Origin of the sequence: Enterobacter sp. RIT418, from assembly GCF_003057745.1 — a bacterium.
Lineage (GTDB): Bacteria > Pseudomonadota > Gammaproteobacteria > Enterobacterales > Enterobacteriaceae > Enterobacter.
Genome location: NZ_QBJD02000008.1, coordinates 174,828 through 200,404, shown reverse-complemented (window position 1 = coordinate 200,404; position 25,577 = coordinate 174,828). Strand labels below are relative to the sequence as shown.

The following is a 25,577-nucleotide window of genomic DNA, read 5'->3' as shown; positions in this document are numbered from 1 at the left end:
AAGAGCCCGCGGGTACTGCACTGTCAACAATGACGGTCCGGTACCAAAGGTCAGAGCCACTTATGACAGTGCTGGCCATTCGCATCGAGTACGGTCGTTTTTGACCGTGCTGCAGGTTAAAAATGACAGTGTCGTCAGGAGATTTACATGACATATCTGGGAAGCAAGGCCGCCAGCGGCGTCTATCAAAAAATCATTGCGGAAATGCCGCCGCACGATACTTACATTGAAACGCACCTGGGCAGCGGCGCGGTGATGTTCTTCAAGCCGCCAGCAGGGCAAACGGTAGGCATTGATAAGAATGAGGAAGCCTTATTGTTGACCAAGTCGCGCTGGAAAGAAAAAGGGTTAACTCCTCCAGATATTCATTTTCATCATGGTGATGCGGTTAGCTTTCTGGAGGGCTTTTTTGATTTTACCAGTGCTGGCCGTGTGCTGGTTTACGCCGATCCGCCGTATCTGCCGGAAACGCGCACTAGTCGGGCCCGCTATCGCTATGAATATTCGGTTGCAGATCATGAGCGGTTATTGTCGTGCCTGGGCAGCCTGCCGCAAAATGTTTCCGTTATTCTTTCCGGCTACCCATCGCAGCTTTATGACGAACGGTTAACAGGCTGGCGCAGCAAAGAATTTCAGGCGATGACACGCGGCGGAGTGCGAACGGAAAAAATCTGGATGAACTATCCAGAGGGGAAAGCATATTCGCACGCCTTTGCTGGTAAAGATTACAACGACAGGGCCAGAATAAAACGAAAGGTCGCACGCTGGCGGGATAAGTTCGCCGCCTTGCCTCCTGCTGAACGGCTGGCGATCATGACGGCCCTTTGTGAAGTCGAATAAAAAAAAGCCCGCTTGATGCGGGCTTCTTTTATGCGGTCTGGCCGTTGAGCAGGTCCAGCGCGAACTGGCGTTCTTCTGGCTTGAGCCGGTCAATCAGGAATTTGACCAGCTTGTTACCGGTCAGCCCGCTGGGGCTGAGAGTGTGAGAAAACGAGGCGTTAAACACAAACGTGTGGCCGCATTCTACTTCGGTGCACGCGCAGTATAAATCCGCCAGTTTTTTATCTTTCCAGTCAGATTTACGAATGATGGCCGGTTCGCCGCATTCAGGACATTTTATTTTAAAAACTCGCATGTTCACCACCCCGCACGCCATTGCTAACAATGGGGATGATTTTAAACTAATTACGTTCATTTTTCGCCCTTATCGGCGGTGATTAACGGGATTTCAACGTCAAAATTAAGGTGTAAGCGCGGCGGGATCTCCGGGTCGTTGTTAACCCCATTCATAAATTTACGTTGTAGCGGGATAACTTCGTCTTTCCGGTAGGTCGTGCGGGCGGTTTCTGGGTTGCCCATCACCGCGCCGTTAGTCGGGATGATGCCCGCCAGCCCTGCGGGGAAGCGGTGAGCGGTAAAGATATCCTGGGCGGTGATCCCTTTGATGTTGGCAAACTCATCCTTTGCGCTGACTTCCCCCACGGGCAGGATTTTGACCCCGTCCGGGTCGCCTTTCGGGATGTTGATAAACATGTTGCGGAAGTTGCCCAGCCCTTTGGACTGCGCAATCTTGTCTTTGATTTCGTTTTCCATTTCCAGTGTTAAATTTGGGTCGCTGGTATACAGAATAAAGCCCATATGCGCACCGTTGTTGTAGTAGCGACGGCGGAAGATGGTCGCTTCGCTGTTAAGTAAAACGGAATGGATCCCGCCGATATAATCCGGCAGGCCATAGACCTGCTGACGCGGGTCATACATTTTAAAGAAGACAATGTCTTCCGGGTCATAAATCAGCGCTGGCCCTTCCTGGAGAACGGCGAACGTTCCGTCTTTACGGCAGCGCAGATAAAGCGACGGCAGCGGCAGCAGGTCGATCACCTCCCCGAATACATTGCGAATTTTCAGGATTGCGACGTCGCCAAACAGCAGATAATCAAAGACCGCTTGTTCTACCTGGTCAGGCGTCAGGCCGCCGCCGATATAGCCACCGGCAACCATGTTGCGCCGCGCATACAATACGCCACCATGCTGGCCGTTAAGGTTTGGCAACTGAGCCAGCGCCAGCCGGTCAATCGGGAGCCGCCAGTGATCTGCCTCGTTGTCATACCAGATGTTGTGATAATCGGTGCCGGTCGTCAGGATGGGTTCTGGTTCGCCAAAGGTGATCACGCTGCCGCGTCCGGGCGTGAATGTTTCAACGTTGCTGCCGGTTGCAGCCCTGAATTTTTTCGCTTTCCGCTGTTTCTTAGTCGTCATGCTGCTTTCCCAAAAGCCCAGGTCGATGGGCGGTCAAATTCGTGATCGATAGGTTCGTTAATTACGGCGTGCGAGATAGCGAAAAAAACATCCGCGTGGCCGGTTGCGTCGGAACGTTCGGCAACGAACGTTAACGCGTTGCCGCTGTTAGTTGTGGTGCGCCGGATAGCCATAAACGACGCCGGGATTTCGACGCGCTCTTTGTTGGTTTCGTCTATGGCGTCTTTCGCCCATTCAATGCGCTTACGTTCCACGACGTCGATCATCTTCATTACCAGGCGGTTTTTACTTTCAACGCTGTAAAGAATGGCGTTCGCCTCACGCGGGGCAAACTTGCTGACCAGATCATACACTCCTTTCCCGATGCCGGTTGTGTCGATCCCGATGTAGGTAATATTGAACCGGCGCATAAGCTGTCGTATCTGGTCAGCCTGCCAGCTAAAGTTAAAGCCCTGCCATTGCCAGCAGGCCAGCACGCGGAAGCGTTCACCATCGTGAATAGGGGGCGCGACAATCACAAAGGTGGAGTTGTCGCCGGAGCGCGACGGGTCGAAACCCGCCCACACTTCACGGTTACCGAATGGCCGCGCGGCGGTAGGGTCATAATCCCCCCAAGTGGCGCTATCCACTTCACAGCCAACCAGCGCCGAGAATTTGAAGACCGCGTCTTTACTGTCAACAAACTGGCACATGTAAAGCATGGCGAACGCTGTCGGGTTGTATTTGTTGCGCAGCCGTTCAATATCAACACGTTCTCCCAGGCCGCCTTTGACGGCGTCTTCCATCGTGATGATGTAACGCCATATCCCATCCGGGCAGATGATGCCCTGGCGCATGGCGCTTTCCTTGGGAAACTCAATTCCTTTGCGCTTCGCATCATCACCGCGCCACTCGTCGCCGGTCCATACCGGGTACGCCTGGTGCGTTTTGGCACTGGGCGTAGAAAAGTAGGTCGTCCTGAATTTGTTGTGCGTTGCCATTGCGCTGGCAACTTCATGCAGGCGCGTGAATTTCGGGATCCAGAAGACTTCATCACCGTACAGGTGGCCGTTAAAGCCCTGCGCGGTGCTGGCGTTCGTGGACAGAAAGCGCAGGATTGCGCCGTTACTGAGGCGGATATTTTTGCCGGTCAGCGTGATGCCGAAATGGTTCTGCGCAATCTGGACGATGTATTCGCGGAAGATTTCCGACTGTGCGCGGGAGGCAGAGAAAAACACCTGGTTATCACCGCTGATGACAGCGTCTTCAAAGGCTTCCCATGCAAAATAGTAGGTCATGCCGACCTGACGGCTTTTAAGGATAAAGCGCCAGTCTTCGCCTTTGTGCTCGCGGCAATGTAGCTGATATTCGAAAAGATGTTCCCGCGCCCAGGTGTCGAGCATTTCAGGCGTCAGCCCTGAAACGTCGTTTTTCTTATACCGGCGCTTTCCTTTCCGTTCCCCTGGTTCCCCGCCTGCGCTGCTGAGACAGTAGCCTTCCCCGTCATAGGATGCTTTTTTGGCCTGAATCTCAGCCAGCTTTTCGGCGTGCTTGTTGCGCTGCGCCATGAGCTTTACGTGATGGGCAATCAGATCGCGGAGTTCTTCCAGTTCCAGCGCCGTTTTTTTCTCACGGCGGGAAAGCTGGTCGATGCGGCGGGCGATGACGTTTTCCACTGATTCGACGGGCAGCAGTGATGCCCACTCGCCGACGTCAGCCCAGTGGTAAATGGTGCGCGGTGGAATATTCAATTCCTGCGCAATATCTTTCGGCGACCAGCTTTTAATGTATAGCGTACGGGCCGCTTCTTTTAATTCATCGGAATATTTAGCCATGAGGCTATTATGACGGGATTATTTAACCAGACTGATAATTAAATATCGGCAAAAAGTGGTTATCCATTTATAACCGAATGCATAAGAAATAAAGCGGTCGCGACATTATTAATAATTGGCAATACTGACCATCACAAACGAATTGTATTATTCATTTCATTATTAAAGGTCAGTTATGACGCAACCCAGTTACCGAACTGATTGGCTATGTATCGCCACATCGGGGCAGGCCGTGGACGGTCGGACCATTGAAGCGCAATGGTTAATTGACGCGGCAGAGACTTATACTCCGAAAACTTACACCGCCATGATTTGGCCGCATCATCCGCAAAATGGTATTGGGGAGCGTGAGTTTACCTGCAATCTGGGTACTGTGGACGCGCTGAAAGTTGAGACGGAAGGTGACGTCACCAAATTATATGCCCAGTTAATCCCAAATCAGTTTCTTATTGATGCCAACCGAATGGAGCAAAAACTTTTTACGTCTGCTGAGTTTATCCCGGATTTTGGCGGAAGCGGACGCGATTATCTTTTCGGGCTGGCTGTTACGGATATTCCCGCGAGCCTCGGAACTGAAAGGCTTAAATTTATTCTCGCTGGGGAAGAAAAGGACGGCGAGCGCGGAAGCCTGGAAACTTTCAGCCTGGGTAATTTGCAGGCAGGCAAGCCAGAAAAAAAAGATTCTTTCTGGTCGAGATTATTTTCGGCCCGTAAAGAGTTCACGCCAACACCAGAACCTAACACCGACAAGCCCAATGAGGGCGAGGAACAAAAAATGGAAGAGTTAAAAGCCCTCGTCCAGCAACTGCTGGATTTAGTCAAAAGCGGTAAAGAGGCCGCTAACGGCGACGCTGATAACGTCGACACGCCAGAACAGGCCGCCGACGAAGTGGCAGATATTGCCGCAGATATCGCCGAAGCTGCGGCAGAAGTTGCCGATCTTGCCGAGGAAGTGGCAGAGAACCCGGAAGACGAAGTCAAAGCGGCGGAGTTCAGCGTTGCAAAAGCCAACCTGGCTAAAGCAATGAAAGCGTTCAGCGTGACCCCATCCAAACGCCCGCGCCGCAGCCGTCGCCGTGAGTTTTCAGCGCGTCGCCAGTCTGGCGGTAATCAGATGGACACGCTGACCACGCAACTGACCGCTGTCATGACGAAGCTGTCTGCGATGGAAAGCGGCGGTACGCAGCGCCCGAATAATGCGCCAGGCGGCAGCAACAAGCCGTTTGACTTCTGTTAATCAATTTTCTTTCCAGGAATAAAACGAAATGCAATTAACCCCAAAAGCAGAGCAGATGTTGCGTAAGTACGCCGCAGGCCTGGCGAAAGCCAACGGCCAGCCGGATACGTCGCGATTCTTCTCGCTGACACCACCTAAAGAAACCAAGTTGCGTGATGCGCTGCTGGCAAGTTCTGAATTTCTGCGCCTGCTGCCTAACGTGCTGGACGTGGACCAGATCACCGGCCAGGTAGTAACAACCGGCCAGGTGGGTATCTACACGGGCCGCAAAAAAGATGGTCGCTTCTCGCGTGCGATGGGCGTGGGTGGAAATGAATATAAGCTGGTCGAAACGGATTCCGGTTCTTATTTGTCCTATTCCCTGCTTGTGACCTGGGCTAACGCGGGCAGTGAAGACGAGTTCTTCCAGCGCATCCAGGCGAACAGCAATGAACAATTTGCACTGGATATGCTGCGCGTGGCGTTCAACGGTGTAAGCGTTGCAGAAGACACCGACCCGAACGCTAACCCGAACGGCGAAGACGTCAACATCGGCTGGCATAAAATTGTTAAGGACCGTGCAGCCGAGCAAATCATCACCGGCGACGTCACTATCGGCGGCGCGAATGCTGATTTTATGGGGCTGGATGCAGCGGTTACCGATCTGGTGCACACCTGCATTTATGAGCCATATCGCAATGATCCGCGTCTGGTTGTGCTGGCATCCGCTGACCTTATCGGCGCAGACGTCACCACGCTGATGAATAAGATTGATCGCCCGACTGAGAAAGTTGCGGCGCAGTTGATTGGCCGTCAGATCGCTGGCCGTACCGTGTACACCCCGCCGTTTATGCCGTCTGGTCGCCTGATCGTCACCACGCTGGACAACCTGCATATCTACACCCAGCAGGGAACCCGTAAGCGTAAGGCCGAATGGAACGACGACCGCAAGCGCTTTGAAAATAACTACCTGCGCATGGAAGGGTACGCCGTCGAGCATGACGAGCTTTACGCCGCCTACGACAAAATTACCCTGGCAACTGACGCGCCAGCACCAGAAGGGGGCGAATAAATATGGCTATGTCCCCGTGTCAGAAACACCGCGCACGCATTAAGGCCGCAAAGGCGCTGGATAAACGCGAAGCCCTGGCTTCGTCGCCGGTCAGCTTCCACCTGCAAATGCTGGAACTGGCAAAAGATGTGGAGCAACTCCGCAGCCTGCCGCGCACCGAAGACCGCATCGAATTTAAACGCGATGTGTTGTTGCCGCGCTGGATGCCGACCGTTGAGTCCTATCTTGCCGGTGATGCCCGCTTCGCAAATCCGGCCCTGGTCTACTGCGTGATCTGGTTGTTCGACACGGGGGAAATGAGCCAGGCGCTGGACTGGGCCGACGTGGCTATCACTCAAAATCAGGCGATGCCGGAAAACTTCAAAAGTACCATGCCCGCCTTTGTGGCCGATACGGTGCTGGAGTGGGCAACGCTCCAGGCGGAGGCCGGTCACAGCATCGAGCCGTATTTCAGCCGCACGTTTGAAAACATCCGCGAAAAGTGGCGTTTGCACGAAGACATTAACGCGAAATGGTTCAAGTTCGCGGGGCTTTACCTGCTGCGCGACGAACGGGGCCGCCCGCGCGCCACTGCCGTGGATGATGTGGACACGCTTGAACAGGCCGATGCCCTGCTGGCCCAGGCGCACGCCTTTAACAATAACTCAGGCGTCAGGACCGCACGCGACAAGATTCGCGCCCGGATTAACGGCCTGACAAAACAATAACGACTCCCGCAAGCCGGGACGGGCGCGGGGGAGGCATCAACCCATTGGGTTGTTGGCTATGGATCCCGTTAGCCCGTTTCTATTGCAAGCAAGGTGTAAACGATGAGTGGCCCAAGTTTCAGTATCAGCGGCAAGCCGTTAACGGTCACGCCGACCGCTATTACCAACGGCGTGGCGTTCTGGCCTGATTTGGATCTGGGTGAATTTCAGATGTCGCGCACCCTGCCAGCAGACCTGCCGCCAGACACCGCAGGCGTTGCACTGCTGGCAGCTATTGCGGAAGTAAACACAACACTGGCGGACGTCGTAACCTACTGGAACGGGAAAGGATGCGAACGGGCCGCCGACGTACCGGGGGCGAAGCTGGCGAACGAAAACCAGTTAACGGCCCAGTACAAAAAAGCGGTCTATGCCCGCGCCAAAGCCGACTTGCTGGGCGAGTTTGCCACCATCGGGCGACGAGAGTCGCATCCAGGACAGGAAAGTCTGGACACCCGCGCCAATCTGCTGGCCGAAGCGGCCAACGTGATGCGCAACATGCTTCAACAGCCACGCGTAGGGGTACATCTGATATGAGCCAGCTTGAGAGCCTGACGGCGTTTATTACGGCAAATCTGCCACGCGATGCCATGCAGATGTTTTCCAGTTCGATGGATGATTGCGAACTGGTGCGCAGTGCGAAAGCGATGGGGAATAATCAACGCCGCATCGGCGTGCTGACGTATAGCGCCCGCTTGTCGTGGGATAACTTCCCGTTTCGCAAGTATTCGCCGGGCCTAATTTATGCCCTGGTGCTGGCCTGGGTGGATGAGCACGCCAACGAGCTGCGCGACGAACTGAAATTAGCCGATCCGACCGTGGACCCGGAGTTCGACGACGAGGGAACCTGCATCCTTGATGTGGTCGTCGGACTGGCTGACCCGGTGATCATCCGTGAAGTGGCAGGCGGCCCTATCCCGTTCAGGGATAAATCGTGGGATATCGTCAACCCGGAAATCTGGGTCGCGGAGGAAGCCGAAATTATTGTCCAGACCGGTGACGCGTCGTGATCCGTGGCGAGCTAAACCAGCAACAGCTAAAGCTGATGCGCGAAAAGCTGGCCCAGGCCGATCTCCCTCCACGCAAGCGGCAGCGCCTTTTATGGCGCGTGGCAAAGCTGGGGGTTATCGCAGCGGCTAAACGTCACCAGCGCCAGCAGGCGGCCCCGGACGGTACCCCGTGGACACCGCGTAAGCGCGGCAAAGGGAAGATGCTAAAGGGATTGCCCAGGCTGCTGGCCGTCCGGGAAATGCCCGAAATTCAGGGTGTGCGCATCTATCTGAAAGGCGGCAATTACCGCAACGGAAATAAGCCCGTCGCGGCGGGCCTGGTCGGCGCGGTCCAGCAGGACGGTGCGCGGATCCAGATGAAAGCGAGTAACGCCCCGCGTAAACCGCAGGCGAATCAGCCAGCGCTGCCGCGTCAGGCAAAGCGGCTACGGGCGCTGGGGTACAGGGTCCGCAAGGGCAAGCGCTGGGTGAAACCGTCCAGCAAACAAATCATGGAAACCATGAGCATGGCGCAAGCCGGGCTGGTTATCCGCAAGCTGAAAGGCACACCGGCCAAACGCACATGGACCATAGACATTCCGGGGCGCGTTTTCCTGGGGGTCAGTAACGATGAATTTAACCAAATCATAGCGCGGCAAATGCAGGCAATCGGCTTCGGCTGGGACGTCAACGCGCAGGATATCAGGGGGTAAAAATGACCTGGCCGACAGTCACAGTTAGTCAGAAAAACCGCTACAACGGTACAACGAACGACGTCGAACGCGTCGTCCTGTTTGTGGGTTATGGCGACACCAACACTAATAAAACACAGTCGATTAGCGCCGATAGCGATCTGGATAAAGCGTTGGGCGAAAAAGACAGCCTGTTAAAACGCATCGTCGCCGCAGCCGCGAATAACGCCGGTCAGAACTGGTTCGCGTATGTGCATGTTATGCCGGAGCCAGACCCATCGGACGACGACTACAACGAGGATGATGCATGGATGAATGCCGTTACGGCTGCCCAGTCCGTCGCATCGGTTGAGGGGATTACGCTGGCGTTTGACGCTACCCAAAAAGCCACGATCAACCGCGCTACCGAAATGCGGGAAACGTTGCAGGCCAAATTCGGGCGCTTTGTCTGGTTCGCCATTGCTGTAGGCGGCCCGTCTGAGGGGGAATCGTGGGCGGATTACCAATCACGAATGGCCGAATTGCAGGAAGGGATCGCGTCGCCAGGCGTTCAGCTTGTGCCGCGTCTTTGGGGCAATGAACCGGGAGTCCTCGCGGGGCGCCTGTGTAACCGTGCCGTAACCATTGCCGATAGTCCGGCCCGCGTTGCCACTGGGGCGGTCACTGCGCTGGGTCGCGATGATCTGCCAGAAGATGGGACGGGTGAAAAGTTAGATCTGGCCGTGCTGCAGGGATTGCAGGCAAACCGCTACAGCGTGCCAATGTGGTATCACGACTACGACGGGATTTATTGGGCTGACGGAAGAACGCTGGACGTCGAAGGCGGCGATTATCAGGTGATCGAAAATGTCCGCGTGGTGGATAAAGCTTCCCGCCGCGTCCGGTTGCGCGCCATTCCAAAAATCGCAGATCGCTCGCTGAACAGCACGCCGGGAAGCATCGCGGCGCATGAGACTTACTTCGGCAAGCCGCTGCGCGAAATGTCAATTGCAACGCAGATCAACGGGGTCGAGTTTCCCGGCGAAGTGAAACCGCCAAAAGACGGCGATATCACCATCACCTGGACCAGCAGTGTTGCGGTGCAAATTTATTTGATTGTCCGCCCGTATGAGAGCGCGAAAGAAATCGGCGTCAGCATCGAACTGGACACCTCACAGGAGAGCAACCAATGACCGAGCGCATTAGCGGCGGTTCGTTTGATGTGAACTATGACGCGGTCATGATTCACGTTGAAAACGCTACCGTAACCATTACCGATAACAGCGCCGTGGCACAAACTCGCGGCGTGCCGAATGGCCACACAAAAGGGTCCGTTTCGGCGGACGTGGAAATCGAGGTCGATTCGCAGAACTTTAAAAAGTTCACCGCTGTGGCCCGTGCTGCCGGTTCCTGGCGTGGCATTCCGGCAAAAGACTTTTTGTTCTATGCCAATGCCGGAGACGACGAAGAAAAAATCGAGGTGTTCGGCTGCGTTCCTGCGCTGTCTGACATCGTCAACATCAACCCCAACGAGGCCAGTAAGACCACGAAGAAAATTAAATTCATGGTAACCAGCCCCGACTTTGTGGCGATTGACGGCGTTCCGTACCTGTCAGCCCGCGACACGCGCGACCTGAAAGGTTAACAACATGCCAAACGGAGAAACGTCACTGCTGGCAAAGCTGCTGCTGATTGGGGCCGTGATCGGCCTGGGGCAGCTGATGGTCAGCAGTGAGCAGATCACAACCCGCCTCCTGGTCGGGCGGATGATTCTGGGGGCGGCGGTGGCCCCGCTTGCCGCAATCCCACTACTGAAATTCCCCGATATGCCGGAACTGGTTGTCGTGGGCATTGCCTGCGCCCTGGGCATTCTGGGGAGCGCCTTTATTGAGGCGGGTTTAAAGCGCCTCGCGGAATACTTCATGAAACGATGGGGAAGCAAAAGCCATGAAACTGAGTGAAAAACAGCAGCTTTTCACCGTGATGATCGCAAATCTGATCCACTTCGCGGAGGAAAAAGGCTATCGCCTGACATTTGGCGAAGCCTACCGCACGCCAGAGCAGGCCGCGCTTAACGCCAAAAAAGGCAGCGGCATTGCAAACAGCCTGCATACCCAGCGCCTGGCCGTGGATTTTAACCTGTTTATCAATGGGGAATACCAGACCGACAGCGCTGCCTATCTCCCGCTGGGAGAATACTGGGAGTCCATCGGCGGCGCATGGGGTGGTCGGTTCAGCAGGCCGGACGGCAATCATTTTTCACTTGAGCATAACGGGGTCCGCTGATGCGTAACTTGCTGGGGTTGGTCCTGATCCTGACTGCTGCCATGTCAGCGGGCTGGCAGGCGCACGACTGGCACAACGCAAAGCTGCAACTGGCCGCCAGTAAGGCGACAGAAGAAACGCGCCAGATTGTCGTGGAGATCACGCGGCGGTCCGGTGAAGCGCTGGAAAAGAAAATCGCGGAGTTAAAAGCCAATGAGATCCACACGGAACGGGTTATCCGCACAGAAACCATTAAGCCGGTTTTTAACAATGTGTGTGCTTCTGATGATTACGTCCGGTTGTTCAACGAACTGGCGGCCAGCACAGAGCGAACCTTATCAGGAAAACCATCTGACTCTTTGCCCGGTAAACCTGCCGAGGCTGGCAGGGCCGACAGGCACTGATTTTGACGCGGCATTAACAGCCTATCGGCAAATTTACACCGAATGCGCCGCACGACATAACGCCCTGGTGGGCATCATCCGACAACGAAGGGAAGTAACAAAATGAGTAAGTCTAAAAAAATTGTCATGACTGTGGCGGGTGTGAGCCTGAGCTTTGAGCCCAACAAAACCGCCTACAACAACCTGATTAACGAAATGACCATGACCAATAAGGTTGCCCCTATGGCGACCTACCTGGGGCGCATTGTTGATGCTGAGTCAAAGGATGCCCTGAGCAAGCTGATGGAAGATTACCCAGGCTGCGAAATGCAGATCGTCGAAAAGGTTAACGAGATTTACTCACCAAAGCTTGAGATCGAAGTAAAAAACTAGCGGCGCGGGTGGCGGCGATACGCACGAACGGGCTGGAGCAATATCTTGCCCTCCGCCGCTACTACCTCCCGCATGAACCTGACGACGAAGAAAGCATCGCGCGCGCCCTTTGGCTGGACGAATATTTCGCCAAAACAAGGGCGAATAAGACGGCGGAAGGTATCGCCATTGCCCTAAACGGAACCTGATATGAGCCACCTGGATTTTACGTTGAGCCTTATTGATAAGCTGACACGGCCGTTAAAAACGGCCCAGTCCTCGCTGACTGGCTTTGCCGAAAAATCGCAGGCGTCTTTTGCACGAATTGGAATCGGTGCTGCGGCGGTCTGGGGTGTTGCCCAGTCCATTGCGGGCGTAGTGGGTCCGGCGTACGAAATGAATGCAGCGCTGGCGGAAGTAGGTTCCAAAGGTGTGGCCGAAGATGCGCTCAAAAAACTGTCCAGCGAAGCCCTTAAATTCAGCATGCGCTACGGAAAAGGCGCGGTTGATGTAGTGAACTCAAGCTATGCAATGAAGGGCGCAATGGCGGGCCTTTCCGATCTGGACCTGCCCCGCGTGACAATCGCGGCCAATACCCTGGCGGCAGGCGTGAAAGCCAGCGGCGAGGAGGCTGGTGAATATATTGGTGCGATGGCATCCCGGTTCAATACGGAACTGTCCAGCCTGGGGCATGTCCGCTTTGCCGAAGAACTGGCCGGAAAAACGGCCTACATGGTGCAAAACTTCGGCGTGAAAATGCAGACCATGCAGGAGCTTATTGAGGGAACCAAAAACGCCGGGTCTGACTTCGGCGTGAGTATGGATGAGCAGTTCGCGGTGCTGGGATCGTTGTCCAAAACCCTGGGAACTGAGGCAAGCGGCATCTATGAGCAGTTTTTAAGAAGCGCGCCGGCCGCCGCTGAAAAGTTGGGAATGAGCTTTGTTGACGCCACCGGGAAGATGTTGCCAATGGGCGATATTCTCCAGAAATTGCAGAACAAATACGGGGCAAGCATTGAGGGGAATGTCAAGGCGCAGCAGGCGCTGGACGCCGCTTTTGGTGGTGGCGCTGATGTCATCAAAAAGCTGTACGGCCAGCAGGCTAATCTAAACCGTAGTATCACGGAACTGGGCCGCAATGACGGTATGAAACGCGCCCAGGAAATGGCCGAACGTATGGCGAAACCGTGGGAACGTATCGTAGCAACGTTCTACGCCATGCGCGTGGCCCTGGGTAATACGCTGATCCCCATACTCACGCCGTTGATGAATCGCGTTGCCGCCGTGGGCGCAAAGTTTGCCCGCTGGCTGGAAATGTTCCCTAACATCGCTCGCTGGCTGGGTTACATCACGCTGGGCGTGTTGTCCTTTGGTCTTGCCGGTGCGGCAACAAACATCGTGATGGGCGTATTTGGATTCACGATGGTGGGTTTAAGCGCAATCGCAAAAGTGCTGGGCGGCGCATGGAAAGCCCTTATATGGACGCTAAACATGATGCGCCCGTCTTTACTTACAACCCGCATCGGGCTGGCCGCGTTGTGGGTCCAGTCAAAGCTGCTTGCGCTGTGGACCGGTGTTTGCCGCGTCGCGCTGGCTGCCTGGAATATCGTGTTAAAAGCCGGAGCCGTTGCCATGCGGGTGTATGGGGCGGCGACCATGTTTGCCGGGGCTGCAATGCAGTTTTTGACAAGCCCGATCACCCTAATTATTGCCGCGCTGGCGCTGCTGGGATTAGGCGTCTGGTATGTCGTAAACCACTGGGAAGAACTGAAAGCGGCTGTAATGAACACTGCGGCCTTTGCCTGGGTGATGGATGTCGCCGCGCAGGTGGGCCAGGTATTCGCGCAGGTCTGGCAATCCATTACCGATGGCTGGGGCGCGGTAGTAGCGTTCTTTGCAGGCCTTTCTCCCATGGCCGCTTTTGAAGGATTTGCACAGACAATCGGTGACGTATTCAGCAAGCTTTTTGACGCTCTAAAAAATACCTTTGCGTCTACCTATAACTGGATCGTTGAGAAGCTAAATAAAATCCCCGGCGTCAACATCGACCTGAAAACAACGTCAGAAAGTGGTTCTGCAGCACCGCCAAAAATGAACGCTCCGTCCTTGCTGACGGGTAACAAAATCAATGCGGATATCCCGCGCGGCGGCCTGATGGGCAAGGTTAAATCTGACAGTAAAACCGTTGTTGATAGCCGTAAGACGTGGGGCGATACCTACATCACCGCCCCGAATGGAATCACTCCAACCCAGTTGGCCGAATGGCAGGAGCTTAACGCCGGATGAGTACCGAACCGTTATACATCGACCTCTTGATTACCGAGGGTGATTTCACCCTGGACAGCGGGAACGAGCCGCAGCGGTGCAATAACCGCGACAGCATCACCCAGGACATCATCCACAGCATTCTGGAAAGCGGCATCACTACGCGTCTGATCGGTGAGCGAAGTCCGACGATGCGCGGTGACGCGCTGACCCAGCTATCACTGCTGGTTGAAAGTGATGAACGCCTGGTCCCCGGAACAATTGTTATCACAGAGGAGAGCCTTTCACGGCTTTATGTTACTGCTGAAACCTACGACTTCGGCAGCGTTGGTACAGAGGTGAATTATGACTGACAAGCCCGACGTTGATTTTGAGCAGGTGTTGAATGACAGCGGAATGCCGTCCTCCAAAGAGGAAATCACCGCCGCCTTCAGGCGCACCGTGCAGGAGGAGGGGTTCGTTACCAACACATCAAGAATGTCCCCATTCTGGAGGCTGATATCAACGATTGTGACCACGCCGGTGATGTGGCTCCGCGAGGCGCTGATCAATATCGTCCTGCGAAATATGTTCGTTGCGACTGCCACCGGGCCAATGCTGCGTTTGCTCGCCTGGGCTGTGAACGTTGAGGCAAAGCCAGCCAGCGCCGCCGTTGGCGTGCTGCGGTTTTACAAAGAGAATGCGGCAGATGAAATTGCCATTCCGGCTGGAACGCTGATCCAGACCGAGCGTATCAACGGGGTGGTTTATGTGCTCGCAGTGAATGAAGACACAACCCTGAGCGCAGGCACTGAAAGCGGACTTGTTGCCGTCACGGCGACCGGCACTGGAACAGGCTATAACCTGGCGCCGGGCTATTACCGCATTTTGCCTGTAGCCGTAGCTGGTATAGCCAGCGCCGTGAATGAAGACGACTGGTTAATCACGCCTGGCGCAGACGAGGAAAGCGACGACGAACTTCGGGACCGCGTACGAAACCAGTTTAACCTGGTGGGCAATTACCATACCGACGCCGTTTATCGCAGCATGATTGCTGGTGTTATTGGGCTGAGTATTGACCGCATATTCTTTTTGCATGACGGCCCGCGCGGGCCTGGTACGGCAAATGCCTATTTGCTACTGGACAGCGGCGAAGCATCGCAACCCTTTATTGATGCAGTTAATGATTACGTTAACAGCAAGGGCCACCACGGCCACGGCGATGATTTACAGTGTTTTGCCATACCAGAAACCAGCCACGCGCTGGCGGTCAAAGTATATGTGGAAAGCATGGAAAACATGGAGCCGGAAGCCCTGGCACTTTTAGAAACCGGCGTTACAGATTTGATCCGCTGTGCATTTCGTGAAAACGCCAATTACGACGTGAAAAAGACGTGGCCGTATTCGCGCTACTCCTTTTCAAATCTGGGCCGGGAAATTCACAAAGCTTTTCCGATAGTTGATTCACTGAGTTTTTCGCTCACCGATATTGTCAGTGAATTATCGGTTCCGCGCCTGGCGTCTCTTACCGTGGAGATCACGAATGACTGAATTTGCCAGGCTGCTGGCCGGGTTGAAGTTGCCGTCATGGATGGACCGTGGCGATCCTGCGCGGCTGCTGCGCGCCTGTGTGAAATTCTGGTTGCAGGTGTATGAATGGATCACCTGGCCTCTTAGGCAGTTTGACCCGCTCACATGCGCCGAGCCACTACTCAACCTGATTGCCTGGGAACGCGATATCACCCGTTTTAAAGGCGAGCCGTTAAACCTGTTTCGCAAGCGCGTTAGCTATGCATTCGTAAACGCGCAGCAGGCGGGCGAGGTTGCAGGATTTATTGCCATATTTGAGCGCCTGGGGATCGGATATGTCGAACTGCTGGAGCGACAGGACGGGATGGACTGGGATGTCATAACGGTCAGAGTGACGGATAGCCAGATTGCGGATAACAGCGATTTGCTGCTGGAAATTATCCGCAAGTATGGCCGCACTTGCCGCCGTTATCGATTTGAGGTCATCACCTCACTGGCGGTTCATATCAATATCGGCTGGTATCAGGGCGAATATGTTTGCTGGCCCGCAACGCTGGGTGATGTAAAAAACGAATTTAGCGCGACTTTTAGCGCCAGTTTGAAGTAGAGAGGGGAAAATGTCACAAGCCGTCATTACACAGGCATTTGTTAACTGGAAAGCACAGCAGGCCGTGGATAATAAGCCTGTGGTGCTGGACGAGTTTATTTTTGCTTATATTCCCGATCTGGACGTTGAAAAGCCGATTGACAACACCGAAGGGTTGCCCGCAGCAGATAAAATTGTATATCGGCAGGCCGTGAGTAAAACCGGCGTGGTAAATGCTGATTCAGTTGTTTATTCCGTGACGCTGGGCGCAAACGTCGGCGACTTCGATTTCAACTGGATCGGTCTGATAAACAAAGCGACCAGCACAGTTGCGATGATTATTCATGCCCCGACCCAGCGCAAAATTAAAAATGCCAGCGGCCAACAAGGGAACGTGCTGGTTCGCTCCATGCTCATGGAATACAGCGGCGCGCAATCAGCTACCGAGATCACTACGCCTGCTGAAACCTGGCAGATTGATTTTACCGCGCGCCTGGCCTCTATGGACGAACGCCAGCGCCGGGAAAACATTGATATCTATGGCGAGGCCGCGTTCTTTGGTGCGGGCTATCTGGTTGCCAAAACGGGAACCCAGTTTTATGTGACAAAGGGGGCGGGTTATGTTGCAGGGTTGAGGACCGAACTTGCCGCCAGCCTGAATATTTCAGTTCCGGCTATGCCTACGAAAATCTGGCTCGATGTTTCATGGTCGGGAACGCTTACCAGCGAATGGGCGGTAAAAAGTAAAATCACTGTCGCGGCAGAGCAGGCTGATTATATTGAAAACGGCGAGAAACACTTTGTATTCGCGCTTGCCAGCATTGATGACAAGGGCGCAATCACTGACTTGCGGCCTGTGGCACAGTCCATTCCAGATTTAGGCAGCAAGTTTGTACAGCGCTCGTTAAATCTGAGTGATCTCGCCTCAAAGCCAGAAGCGCGCAAAGCGCTGGAGTTAAAAGGCGCTGCGCTGCTGGATGTAGGAATGTCTGCCGGAGCGGTTGCTGCGGGTGATGACCCACGATTTTATCTTGTGGGCGCACCAATCCCCTGGCCGTCAGACGTAACGCCAACAGGTTATGCCATTATGCAGGGGCAATCTTTTGATAAGGCCGCCTATCCTTTGCTGGCCGTCGCCTATCCGTCAGGCGTTATTCCTGACATGCGTAACTGGACGATTAAAGGCAAGCCAGCATCGGGCCGTAACGTTCTTTCCTATGAGCAGGACGGCAACAAGTCACACACCCACACAGCCACGGCTGCGGCAACTGACCTCGGAACAAAAACGACAACATCCACAGACCTGGGAACAAAGGCCACAACAAACACCGATTTGGGCACGAAGACATCCTCATCGTTTGACTATGGGACAAAAACAACCAGTTCAGCCGGTGCTCATACCCACACGTTCCAGAAAATGAATCTGCCTGGTTACCAGGGGCGAAAAGGGTCTGCGGGTACTTATTACGAGCTGGACAGCTACAGCAACGTCAATACCAGTTCAGCCGGTGCGCATACGCATACCGTTGCTATCGGAGCGCATACGCACACCGTAGCCATAGGAGCGCATGGTCATTCCGTCGTCATGGGGGCGCACGCCCATTCTGTCGCTCTGGGATCGCACACTCACAACATTACTGTTTCTGCGGCAGGTAATGCCGAAACGACCGTTAAAAACATTGCATTCAACTATTTAGTGAGGCTTGCCTGATGGAATTTGAAATGAATGAAGAGGCCCGGACTATCAGGGTTTATAACCTGCGCGCAGACACGCGAGAATTTATTGGGGAAGGTGATGCATATATTCCCCCTTTCACCGGGCTGCCTGCTGATTGCACCAGCATTGCGCCGCCAAAAACGACCAAAGGGAAAGTCGCTGTGTTTTCTGATGAATCACAGTCATGGTCTTTGGTTGAAGACCATCGCGGCGAAACGGTTTACAGCACTGAAACCGGCGAAAGTTTTTTAATTCTTGAGTTGGGGCCCTTGCCAGACCTCTTTACGAAAAAAACACCTGCCGGTGAGTTTCAAAAATGGAACGGCAAAGCCTGGGTCAAAGATGTTGAAGCCGAACAATCTGCGATGCATGAGGCTGCGATAAGTACAAAAGCTTCACTACTCGCCAGGGCCAGCGAACAGATTTCACTGTTTCAGGATGCGATTGATCTGGGAATGGCAACGGAAAAAGAATCCATCCTGCTGACTGAGTGGAAAAAATATCGCGTCCTGCTGAGTCGTGTTGAAATTACCGGTGATGAAATTATCTGGCCGGAGGAGCCTGATAATGTGGCGTGATTCTCGCCTGGCCTTTACCGATGCGATTGGTGCAATAACGTGCTCCATCGTTCCAGCACACCCATGGGTTTATGGTTTGGGTCAGTCCGCTGATTCTGGTGGCTATCTTAGTCCGGCTAATGCGCTGGGTTATCTCGCAGGTAAATTAACAAGCACCGGTGGAAGCGGCGATGTCATCGTGATGATGATCGCCGAGACAACGCATGATGCATTTATGAAAGCCCTGAGCCAGCTTGCAACGGTCTTCCCTGCCCCGGCATTTACACAAGTTAGCCGCATGGCCGCTGCGGCCGCCGAACTGAGCGCAGTAAAAATGCAGTTGCCGCCGAAAGTCAGTTCTCTGCCGGTCGCCGCGCCTTTGTCCGTCGCGACAAACCGGCTTGCTTTAAATGCGCAGCGTATTGCTGATGCGCAACTTGCTGCCGCAGTAAGCACCACAACCGATGGGTTAAAAAGCCAGATAATTGATTTCATGAAGTCGCGCGCGCAGCTGCTTTCTTCGGTTAGCCAGTCAATGGATGAACTGAAGGGAGCCAGCGCAAAAATATGGTCGTTCAGTTACACCGGCAATTATCGGGCTGCGGCCATAGAGTTGTTAAAAGGCATTCCGCAGGCCACTGCCGTGCACACCGCAGCAATGTTATTTATTGGCGATTCACTTGCTGATTTGGGAAAAATGATAAATGAGCCAGGCCGCATTACTCGCACTTGATGGTGAAGGGATCGCCATGCAAAACATGCTTGTTTCCCCTTCAATGCAATTTCAGGAAAAAGACCAGTCGGGCCAGACATCGAGCACGACCAATTCTGAACAGGGCATCAAAGCCAAAGAATTGCGCGTTTCTGGGCTGGTTACCTTTGACGACGAGGCAGTTTTACAGCGTCTTTTCCAGTTAGCTTCTGCAACCGAAACAAGCGGAGCATTAAAAACCTACCGCGTAGCCAATGCTACAGCGACCGCAATCAATTTCCGCGAAGCCACATTCACCGGCCAGATTGATGCCGTGCCACAGGAAGACCGTCTCGCCTGGCAGGTGAGTTTTACGTTGCGTGAAAAAAATAGCGTGCCTGAAAAGCGCCAGGCGCGAAAAGGCAACGCCACGGCCAGCACCAAGCAAACCGGCGCGGCGGGCGGTGGCGGCGCTTCCGCTGCCGACGAGCCAGCCGACAAAATGAGTTGGTTTGAAGAAAAGGTCCTGAAACCTGTTAACGATGCGCTGGGGTAAGCCATGAAGCCAATAAAACGCCTTTTCCTTTCAAGTGACCCGGTCCATCTTGTTGACTGTAATATCGTGCTGGAGTTAAACGCCTGCGGGCGTGGATTCATCACGGCCAGCACCGAAACGGATTACACCGGAAAAATGGTGCGCCTTGATGTTGGCTATGACGGGTTGGTCCTGCGCTGGTTTACTGGCTATGTTGAACGTTCGCAGCCCGCGGATAATGGCACATGCCGTTTATTCGTTCGTGAGCTTGTCGGCGTGTTCGATAAGCTGTGGCCATGTTCTTTCCAGCATCCAACGTTACGCCAGATCACTGACTGGATAACGGAGCAAAGCGGGCTGAACGTCGCCCCACCTGCGGGCGCGGCTTACGCTGATAAGCCAATTCCCCACTTTACCCACAGCGGAACCGGCTATCAGCTTTTGGCGAGTCTGGGCCGTGCGTTCTCAATTAAAGATTATGTCTGGTATCAGTTGCCGGACGGTGCGGTATTCACCGGCGCGGCTGCGGATAGCCTTTTTGCCGGAAAGCCGGTGGATATCCCGCACGAATTTAGCCAGGCATCCGCTGCCGGTAATTCAATGGTTGTGCCAATGATCCAGAGCCTGCGACCGGGAGCGGAGGTAAACGGGCAGCGTTTAAGCCAGGTCCAGCTAACTAACGACGATATGACCATCACCTGGTTGCCCCGCAATAAGGCCACCGGTAAACCACTGCAAAAATCACCCGTCCAGCGACAGATTGAAAGCGCCTTTCCAGAACTGGCTTCCGGGTTGCATTTGCCAAAAATGGCGAGAGTTGAAGCGCCCAGCGAAGACGTTACCGGGGGCAATATTGCAGATCCTTTCCGGCCCCGCTATGCCGTGGATCTGCAATTGCTGGATGAGGACGGCAACCCCGCCGCCAACACTCCGGTTTACACGGCTGTGCCGCTACCGGTTCCAATGGCGGGCAGTGAGTCGGGTATGTTCCAGTTTCCGCCTGCTGGCACGCTGGTTGAAGTTGGCTTCGTTGAGGGCCGCCAGGATAAACCGTTTGTCCGCCAAATCATGCCGCAGGGGCATAACCTGCCATCGGTGAAGCCTGGCGAACAGTTGCAGCAACAGCGCGACGGTGTATCGCAGCGCGTGACCGTGGCCGGTGACTGGATTCGCCAGACTGACCAGACGATTAGCGAGACGTCAATGACGCGTGAAGTGACCGCCGATGATGAACGCCGCAAGCTGGTAGCCCGTGAAACGACAATCCAGGCGACGGATAAAACCACGGTCCTGGGGCCGGTCACACTTCTGGCCGGTGCGGTTGTACATGTAAGCGAAGGGGATTACTGCGTCGGCACGTCCGGCAACCTGACAGTGACCTGCAGCAAGGACAATTCTGTCAGTGTTGGCCAGAACGTCAGACGTGACGTCGGCGGCATGCTGGAAGACAACATCAAGGGTGAAGTCGATCTCACTATTGGCGGAGCGCTTACAGAGAAAATCACCGGCATTAAAAAAAGCATTGCAGCTGCGCAGCAGTTGATCGGAGCATCCGTTAAGCTGGGCAGTGAGGAAATCAACGTCCTGACGTTGCTGACCGATACCCTGGACGTTGTCCGCGAACTGGCGCAGATATGCGCGGCCCACACGCACCCAAGTGTTGGGGCCAGCGGCCAGGCATCGCAGTTCACCGGAACGGCTACTAAAGCGAGCAATTTAAAAGCGAAGTACAGCCCTTTGATTGCCTGACGAAAAGCAGGCGAAAACCACCCCATCACCAGACGCCGCAGAACGCCCCACATCAAGAGCAAAAACGACAGGCCGACAACGTTCGGCCTTTTTTGCATTCGCTCAACCACGCCCCAGAGACGAAGCGACAGAGCGCAGACGGAAGCGGATCCGAGACGGAAACGGCGCTACACCGCACCCGCCTGCGGTATTTGGATCGTAAAAATTTTGCAAAAGAATTTTTGCGCAAAGCACCCCGCCAGCCCGCGCCGCTGCTGGGCTTCTGCGGTCTTCTGGCGTTTGCACACCGCGCAAGGATTTGCAGCACTTTGCAAAAGTTGCCGCGCCGGTATCACCTAACCGATTGGTTAACATGATGTTTTTAAAAGGATCGTTTTACTTTCCGCCACGATCAAATATGAGCGCCAGCGTTCAGGGTAATTTTTTCAGGATGGCCGCGAAGCCTTGAGGCGCAAGGCTTTGGGAGCATTTCGGCCCCGCTTTCGTTTTGCAAAACGTTACGCAATTTTGAGAAAAGGATCTGCGATGGTTGGCGGGTGCGCGTCTCTCAAAACTGGGGCATGTGCTGGCCTTTCCGTCGCTTCGCTTGATCGGTAGCGACGATCAATTGCAGATAATTGATCTATGAAAGCAATTGGACGAACAACGCCACAGGCAATAGGGTTACCGTAAAAATAACGACGGGCCAACATCATGAAAGTATTGGGTTTAAGATTTTGCCAGGACTGCAAGGTCCGGCGTACACTTCTGGAAAGGTTATTCCCGCTGGATGACGAACGGTGCGACAAATGCCACTTTGCGTTTATCAGGTCAGTACGGCGTGACAGGTTGTGATCGGGTGGGAATAGTATTAGACTAATACCGTTAGTTGATTGGTATCGTGCTGCTATCAACACTAGATAGCGATGATAACTAAGAAAAACCCAACCTCACTAGTTGGGTTTTTTTTTGTCCTTAAATCTCCCCCCTTACCGATAACAGATTGAAACCTACAATAATCGCCTTATAATCGCCTCGTTAGCGGTGATGCGTTAAAAGCCCATGAAGATTTACACTGGCTTGTGGGAAATCTTTTTTAAACTTTGTTGTTTTTAAGTAAGTCCTGGCCGATGCGGGTAGTGCCAATTCGGTGCCTGGGCTTGGCGCACGATACCAATCAACTAACAAATGACGGGAACTGGCTGGACAGGCAACCTAAGGGTGAAAGTCGGTAGATCGTGCTCCTATAACAAGGAGCAAACGGGTGAAAGCATTCATTGATATTGCAATCATCACTCTCAGGGCGTTACTAGCGCTGCTAGAGTTGATCCGCGCATTCTGTAACTAAGGCGCTGGAAACGTAAATAAGGCCGCTGGGGCTATCATAGACCAGCGGCCTTTTTTGCATTTTTATTATTGGCAAAAGCAAAGTCGGCAGTTTTCTTTTTCTTATGGCATAAGAAAGCCCCGCTACGTTGCGAGGCTTTGTCTTTGTAATGTGGACACTTTTGTCGAAGTGTGGACGCTATGTGGACGCTGATTTTAAAAATCCCTTTCAATCAGCAATTTAAAAGCTTGACCTTCCCCTTGATGGAAGGTTTAACCTTTATAACAGTTAGCGAAAAGCGTTACTCCGGTCAACAACTGACCAGAATATTATACGGGAGTTTTGTTATGTCTCACATTATCAACCTGACGCTGGACGGCCTCTCCTGCGGCCACTGCGTCAAACGGGTAAAAGAAAGCCTGGAACAGCGCCCAGACGTGGAAAGCGCTGAAGTCACTGTCGATAGCGCCGTGGTTACCGGCAGCGCCAGCGCGGATGCGCTGATCGATACCGTTAAGCAGGCGGGTTACGGGGCGGAGCTGAGCCACCCAAAGGCTAAACCGCTGGCAGAGTCATCACTCCCGTCGGAAGCACTGACAGCGGCCACCACTGAGCTTCCGGCAGCGGATGATATTGATGACAGCCAACAGCTGCTGATCAACGGCATGAGCTGCGCCAGCTGCGTCTCCCGGGTACAGAACGCCTTGCAGGCCGTACCGGGCGTCGCGCAGGCACGGGTGAATCTAGCGGAGCGCACTGCGCTGGTGATGGGCAACGCCTCCGCCGCGGATTTGGTACAGGCGGTAGAAAAAGCCGGCTACGGCGCAGAAGCGATTGAGGACGACCTCAAGCGCCGCGAGCGCCAGCAGGAAACCGCCATCGCCACCATGAAGCGCTTCCGCTGGCAGGCGATTGTCGCCCTGCTGGTCGGTATTCCGGTGATGGTGTGGGGCATGATCGGTGACAACATGATGGTCACCGACGACAACCGCACGCTGTGGCTGGTGATTGGCTTGATCACGCTCGGCGTGATGGTCTTCGCGGGCGGGCATTTTTACACCAGCGCCTGGAAAAGCCTGAAAAACCGCACCGCGACGATGGACACTCTCGTTGCGCTCGGCACGGGCGCAGCGTGGCTCTATTCGATGAGCGTTAACGTCTGGCCGCAGTGGTTCCCGATGGAAGCGCGCCATCTTTATTATGAAGCGAGCGCGATGATTATCGGCCTGATTAACTTAGGCCATATGCTGGAAGCGCGCGCGCGCCAGCGCTCCTCAAAAGCGCTGGAAAGACTGCTCGATTTAACCCCGCCAACCGCGCGCGTGGTCACCGACGACGGTGAAAAAAGCGTGCCGCTGTCTGACGTTCAGCCCGGCATGACGCTGCGCCTGACCACCGGCGACCGCGTCCCGGTGGACGGTGAAATAACCCAGGGTGAAGCCTGGCTGGACGAAGCGATGCTCACCGGAGAGCCGATTCCGCAGCAAAAATCGCAGGGCGATGCGGTTCATGCCGGGACGGTCGTCCAGGACGGCAGCGTGCTGTTCCGCGCCAGCGCGGTCGGCAGCCACACTACGCTGTCGCGCATTATCCGCATGGTGCGCCAGGCGCAGAGCAGCAAGCCGGAAATTGGCCAGCTTGCCGATAAAATCTCCGCCATTTTTGTGCCCGTGGTCGTGGGGATCGCCCTGCTGAGCGCCGCGATTTGGTACGTCTTCGGCCCGGCGCCGCAGATTGTCTACACGCTGGTGATTGCCACCACGGTGCTGATCATCGCCTGCCCGTGCGCGCTTGGCCTGGCGACGCCGATGTCGATTATTTCCGGCGTGGGTCGCGCCGCCGAGTTCGGCGTGCTGGTGCGCGACGCCGACGCCCTGCAGCGCGCCAGCACGCTCGATACGCTGGTGTTTGATAAAACCGGCACGCTGACGGAAGGCAAGCCGCAGGTCGTGTCCGTGACTGCCGTTGGCTTATCAGACGCCGACGCGCTGCGCCTCGCCGCCGCGCTGGAGCAAGGCTCCAGCCATCCGCTGGCGCGCGCTGTTCTCGACAAAGCGGGTGATGCGGCCCTGCCGGAGGTGACCAACTTCCGTACCCTGCGCGGGCTTGGCGTAAGCGGTGACGCCGAAGGCCATGCGCTGCTGCTGGGCAACCAGGCGCTGCTGAATGAAAACGGCATCGATACCTCCGCGCTCGACGGCGAACTGACGGCCCAGGCGTCCCGGGGCGCTACGCCGGTTCTGCTCGCGGTTGACGGCAAAGCCGCCGCGCTGCTTGCCGTTCGCGACCCGCTGCGCCAGGACAGCGTCGACGCGCTTGAGCGCCTGCACCGCGCGGGCTATCGCCTGGTGATGCTGACCGGGGATAACCCGACCACCGCCAACGCCATCGCCAAAGAGGCGGGCATTGACGAGGTGATTGCGGGGGTGCTGCCGGACGGCAAGGCGGACGCGATTAAGCGGCTGCAGGGCCAGGGGCGTCAGGTCGCCATGGTTGGCGACGGCATCAACGACGCGCCCGCGCTGGCTCAGGCGGACGTGGGGATTGCGATGGGCGGCGGCAGCGACGTCGCCATTGAAACGGCGGCCATCACGCTGATGCGCCACAGCCTGATGGGCGTGGCGGACGCGCTGGCGATTTCAAAAGCCACGCTGCGCAACATGAAGCAGAACCTGCTCGGGGCGTTTATCTACAACTCCCTCGGCATTCCGATTGCCGCCGGGATCCTGTGGCCGCTCACCGGCACCCTGCTGAATCCGGTCGTGGCGGGCGCGGCGATGGCGCTCTCCTCCATCACCGTGGTGAGCAACGCCAACCGGCTGCTGCGGTTTAGACCGAAGGATTGAACCTTGTACCCGTACGCGCTAGCATGAACTTT

At 55.0% G+C, this 25,577-nt stretch carries 27 protein-coding genes; 24 read left to right on the top strand and 3 right to left on the bottom strand.

Annotated features, from left to right (window positions below; genetic code table 11):
• Positions 1–147 precede the first annotated feature (147 nt).
• Positions 148–840, top strand: coding sequence for a DNA adenine methylase (locus DBY73_RS11830; protein ID WP_112011332.1), 693 nt, complete (start codon positions 148–150; stop codon positions 838–840).
• A gap of 28 nt (positions 841–868) precedes the next feature.
• Here DBY73_RS11830 and DBY73_RS11825 read toward each other — a convergent pair whose 3' ends face one another.
• The 3 genes from DBY73_RS11825 to DBY73_RS11815 are packed head-to-tail and all read right to left on the bottom strand — an operon-like array spanning position 869 to position 4,070.
• A complete protein-coding gene (locus DBY73_RS11825) occupies positions 869–1,135 on the bottom strand; it encodes an ogr/Delta-like zinc finger family protein (RefSeq protein ID WP_112011379.1) in 267 nt (88 codons plus the stop codon).
• Between the two features lie 56 nt (positions 1,136–1,191).
• A complete protein-coding gene (locus DBY73_RS11820; RefSeq protein WP_112011331.1) occupies positions 1,192–2,256 on the bottom strand; it encodes a phage portal protein in 1,065 nt (354 codons plus the stop codon).
• Positions 2,253–4,070 carry a terminase family protein gene (locus DBY73_RS11815; protein ID WP_112011329.1) on the bottom strand — a complete coding sequence of 606 codons (1,818 nt, stop codon included), beginning with the start codon at positions 4,068–4,070 and terminating at the stop codon, positions 2,253–2,255. The genes DBY73_RS11820 and DBY73_RS11815 overlap by 4 nt, the downstream gene beginning before the upstream one ends.
• Before the next feature lie 175 nt (positions 4,071–4,245).
• Between DBY73_RS11815 and DBY73_RS11810 the strand changes: the two genes are divergently transcribed.
• The 23 genes from DBY73_RS11810 to copA all read left to right on the top strand — a co-directional run bounded on the left by DBY73_RS11810 (position 4,246) and on the right by copA (position 25,545).
• Positions 4,246–5,307 (top strand): GPO family capsid scaffolding protein, encoded by a 1,062-nt coding sequence (locus DBY73_RS11810; RefSeq protein WP_112011327.1) that lies wholly within the window; start codon positions 4,246–4,248, stop codon positions 5,305–5,307.
• Between the two features lie 28 nt (positions 5,308–5,335).
• On the top strand, positions 5,336–6,358 hold the full coding sequence (locus DBY73_RS11805) for a phage major capsid protein, P2 family (RefSeq protein ID WP_112011326.1): 1,023 nt from the start codon (positions 5,336–5,338) through the stop codon (positions 6,356–6,358).
• 2 nt (positions 6,359–6,360) lie between these two features.
• Positions 6,361–7,065, top strand: coding sequence for a phage terminase small subunit (gene gpM, locus DBY73_RS11800; RefSeq protein WP_112011325.1), 705 nt, complete (start codon positions 6,361–6,363; stop codon positions 7,063–7,065).
• Between the two features lie 102 nt (positions 7,066–7,167).
• Complete coding sequence (locus DBY73_RS11795; protein ID WP_112011324.1) at positions 7,168–7,641, top strand: head completion/stabilization protein; 474 nt, start codon at positions 7,168–7,170, stop codon at positions 7,639–7,641.
• Positions 7,638–8,114, top strand: a complete 477-nt coding sequence (locus DBY73_RS11790; RefSeq protein ID WP_112011323.1) for a phage tail protein — start codon at positions 7,638–7,640, stop codon at positions 8,112–8,114. Before DBY73_RS11795 ends, DBY73_RS11790 begins: the two co-directional genes overlap by 4 nt.
• A 35-nt stretch (positions 8,115–8,149) precedes the next feature.
• On the top strand, positions 8,150–8,806 hold the full coding sequence (locus DBY73_RS11785; protein ID WP_146745764.1) for a hypothetical protein: 657 nt from the start codon (positions 8,150–8,152) through the stop codon (positions 8,804–8,806).
• Between the two features lie 2 nt (positions 8,807–8,808).
• On the top strand, positions 8,809–9,957 hold the full coding sequence (locus DBY73_RS11780) for a DUF2586 domain-containing protein (protein WP_112011321.1): 1,149 nt from the start codon (positions 8,809–8,811) through the stop codon (positions 9,955–9,957).
• Positions 9,954–10,409: a phage protein gene (locus DBY73_RS11775; protein ID WP_112011320.1), complete on the top strand. Its 456-nt coding sequence runs from the start codon at positions 9,954–9,956 to the stop codon at positions 10,407–10,409. Before DBY73_RS11780 ends, DBY73_RS11775 begins: the two co-directional genes overlap by 4 nt.
• Positions 10,410–10,413: 4 nt before the next feature.
• The gene (locus tag DBY73_RS11770) at positions 10,414–10,725 is read left to right on the top strand and encodes a holin (RefSeq protein ID WP_112011319.1); all 312 of its coding nucleotides are present in this window, start codon (positions 10,414–10,416) and stop codon (positions 10,723–10,725) included.
• Positions 10,712–11,050 carry a M15 family metallopeptidase gene (locus DBY73_RS11765; protein WP_112011318.1) on the top strand — a complete coding sequence of 113 codons (339 nt, stop codon included), beginning with the start codon at positions 10,712–10,714 and terminating at the stop codon, positions 11,048–11,050. The genes DBY73_RS11770 and DBY73_RS11765 overlap by 14 nt, the downstream gene beginning before the upstream one ends.
• Positions 11,050–11,433 (top strand): hypothetical protein, encoded by a 384-nt coding sequence (locus tag DBY73_RS11760; protein ID WP_112011317.1) that lies wholly within the window; start codon positions 11,050–11,052, stop codon positions 11,431–11,433. The genes DBY73_RS11765 and DBY73_RS11760 overlap by 1 nt, the downstream gene beginning before the upstream one ends.
• A gap of 102 nt (positions 11,434–11,535) precedes the next feature.
• Positions 11,536–11,805, top strand: a complete 270-nt coding sequence (locus DBY73_RS11755; protein ID WP_112011316.1) for a putative phage tail assembly chaperone — start codon at positions 11,536–11,538, stop codon at positions 11,803–11,805.
• An 8-nt stretch (positions 11,806–11,813) separates the two neighbouring features.
• The gene (locus tag DBY73_RS11750) at positions 11,814–11,993 is read left to right on the top strand and encodes a hypothetical protein (RefSeq protein ID WP_112011315.1); all 180 of its coding nucleotides are present in this window, start codon (positions 11,814–11,816) and stop codon (positions 11,991–11,993) included.
• Position 11,994: 1 nt separating this feature from the next.
• Positions 11,995–14,070, top strand: a complete 2,076-nt coding sequence (locus tag DBY73_RS11745) for a phage tail tape measure protein (RefSeq protein ID WP_112011314.1) — start codon at positions 11,995–11,997, stop codon at positions 14,068–14,070.
• Positions 14,067–14,402, top strand: coding sequence for a DUF2590 family protein (locus DBY73_RS11740; protein WP_112011313.1), 336 nt, complete (start codon positions 14,067–14,069; stop codon positions 14,400–14,402). The genes DBY73_RS11745 and DBY73_RS11740 overlap by 4 nt, the downstream gene beginning before the upstream one ends.
• Positions 14,395–15,579 (top strand): baseplate J/gp47 family protein, encoded by a 1,185-nt coding sequence (locus DBY73_RS11735; protein ID WP_112011312.1) that lies wholly within the window; start codon positions 14,395–14,397, stop codon positions 15,577–15,579. The genes DBY73_RS11740 and DBY73_RS11735 overlap by 8 nt, the downstream gene beginning before the upstream one ends.
• Positions 15,572–16,165 (top strand): phage tail protein, encoded by a 594-nt coding sequence (locus DBY73_RS11730; RefSeq protein ID WP_112011311.1) that lies wholly within the window; start codon positions 15,572–15,574, stop codon positions 16,163–16,165. The genes DBY73_RS11735 and DBY73_RS11730 overlap by 8 nt, the downstream gene beginning before the upstream one ends.
• Before the next feature lie 10 nt (positions 16,166–16,175).
• Entirely contained in the window at positions 16,176–17,855 is a 1,680-nt protein-coding gene (locus DBY73_RS11725) for a phage tail protein (protein WP_112011310.1), read from the top strand.
• Entirely contained in the window at positions 17,855–18,439 is a 585-nt protein-coding gene (locus tag DBY73_RS11720) for a tail fiber assembly protein (protein WP_112011309.1), read from the top strand. The genes DBY73_RS11725 and DBY73_RS11720 overlap by 1 nt, the downstream gene beginning before the upstream one ends.
• The gene (locus tag DBY73_RS11715) at positions 18,429–19,151 is read left to right on the top strand and encodes a hypothetical protein (protein ID WP_112011308.1); all 723 of its coding nucleotides are present in this window, start codon (positions 18,429–18,431) and stop codon (positions 19,149–19,151) included. Before DBY73_RS11720 ends, DBY73_RS11715 begins: the two co-directional genes overlap by 11 nt.
• Positions 19,123–19,665 (top strand): hypothetical protein, encoded by a 543-nt coding sequence (locus DBY73_RS11710; RefSeq protein ID WP_112011307.1) that lies wholly within the window; start codon positions 19,123–19,125, stop codon positions 19,663–19,665. The genes DBY73_RS11715 and DBY73_RS11710 overlap by 29 nt, the downstream gene beginning before the upstream one ends.
• Positions 19,666–19,668: 3 nt before the next feature.
• On the top strand, positions 19,669–21,393 hold the full coding sequence (locus DBY73_RS11705; RefSeq protein WP_112011306.1) for a hypothetical protein: 1,725 nt from the start codon (positions 19,669–19,671) through the stop codon (positions 21,391–21,393).
• Positions 21,394–23,046: 1,653 nt separating this feature from the next.
• Positions 23,047–25,545, top strand: a complete 2,499-nt coding sequence (gene copA, locus DBY73_RS11700) for a copper-exporting P-type ATPase CopA (RefSeq protein WP_112011305.1) — start codon at positions 23,047–23,049, stop codon at positions 25,543–25,545.
• The last annotated feature ends 32 nt before the right edge of the window (positions 25,546–25,577 follow it).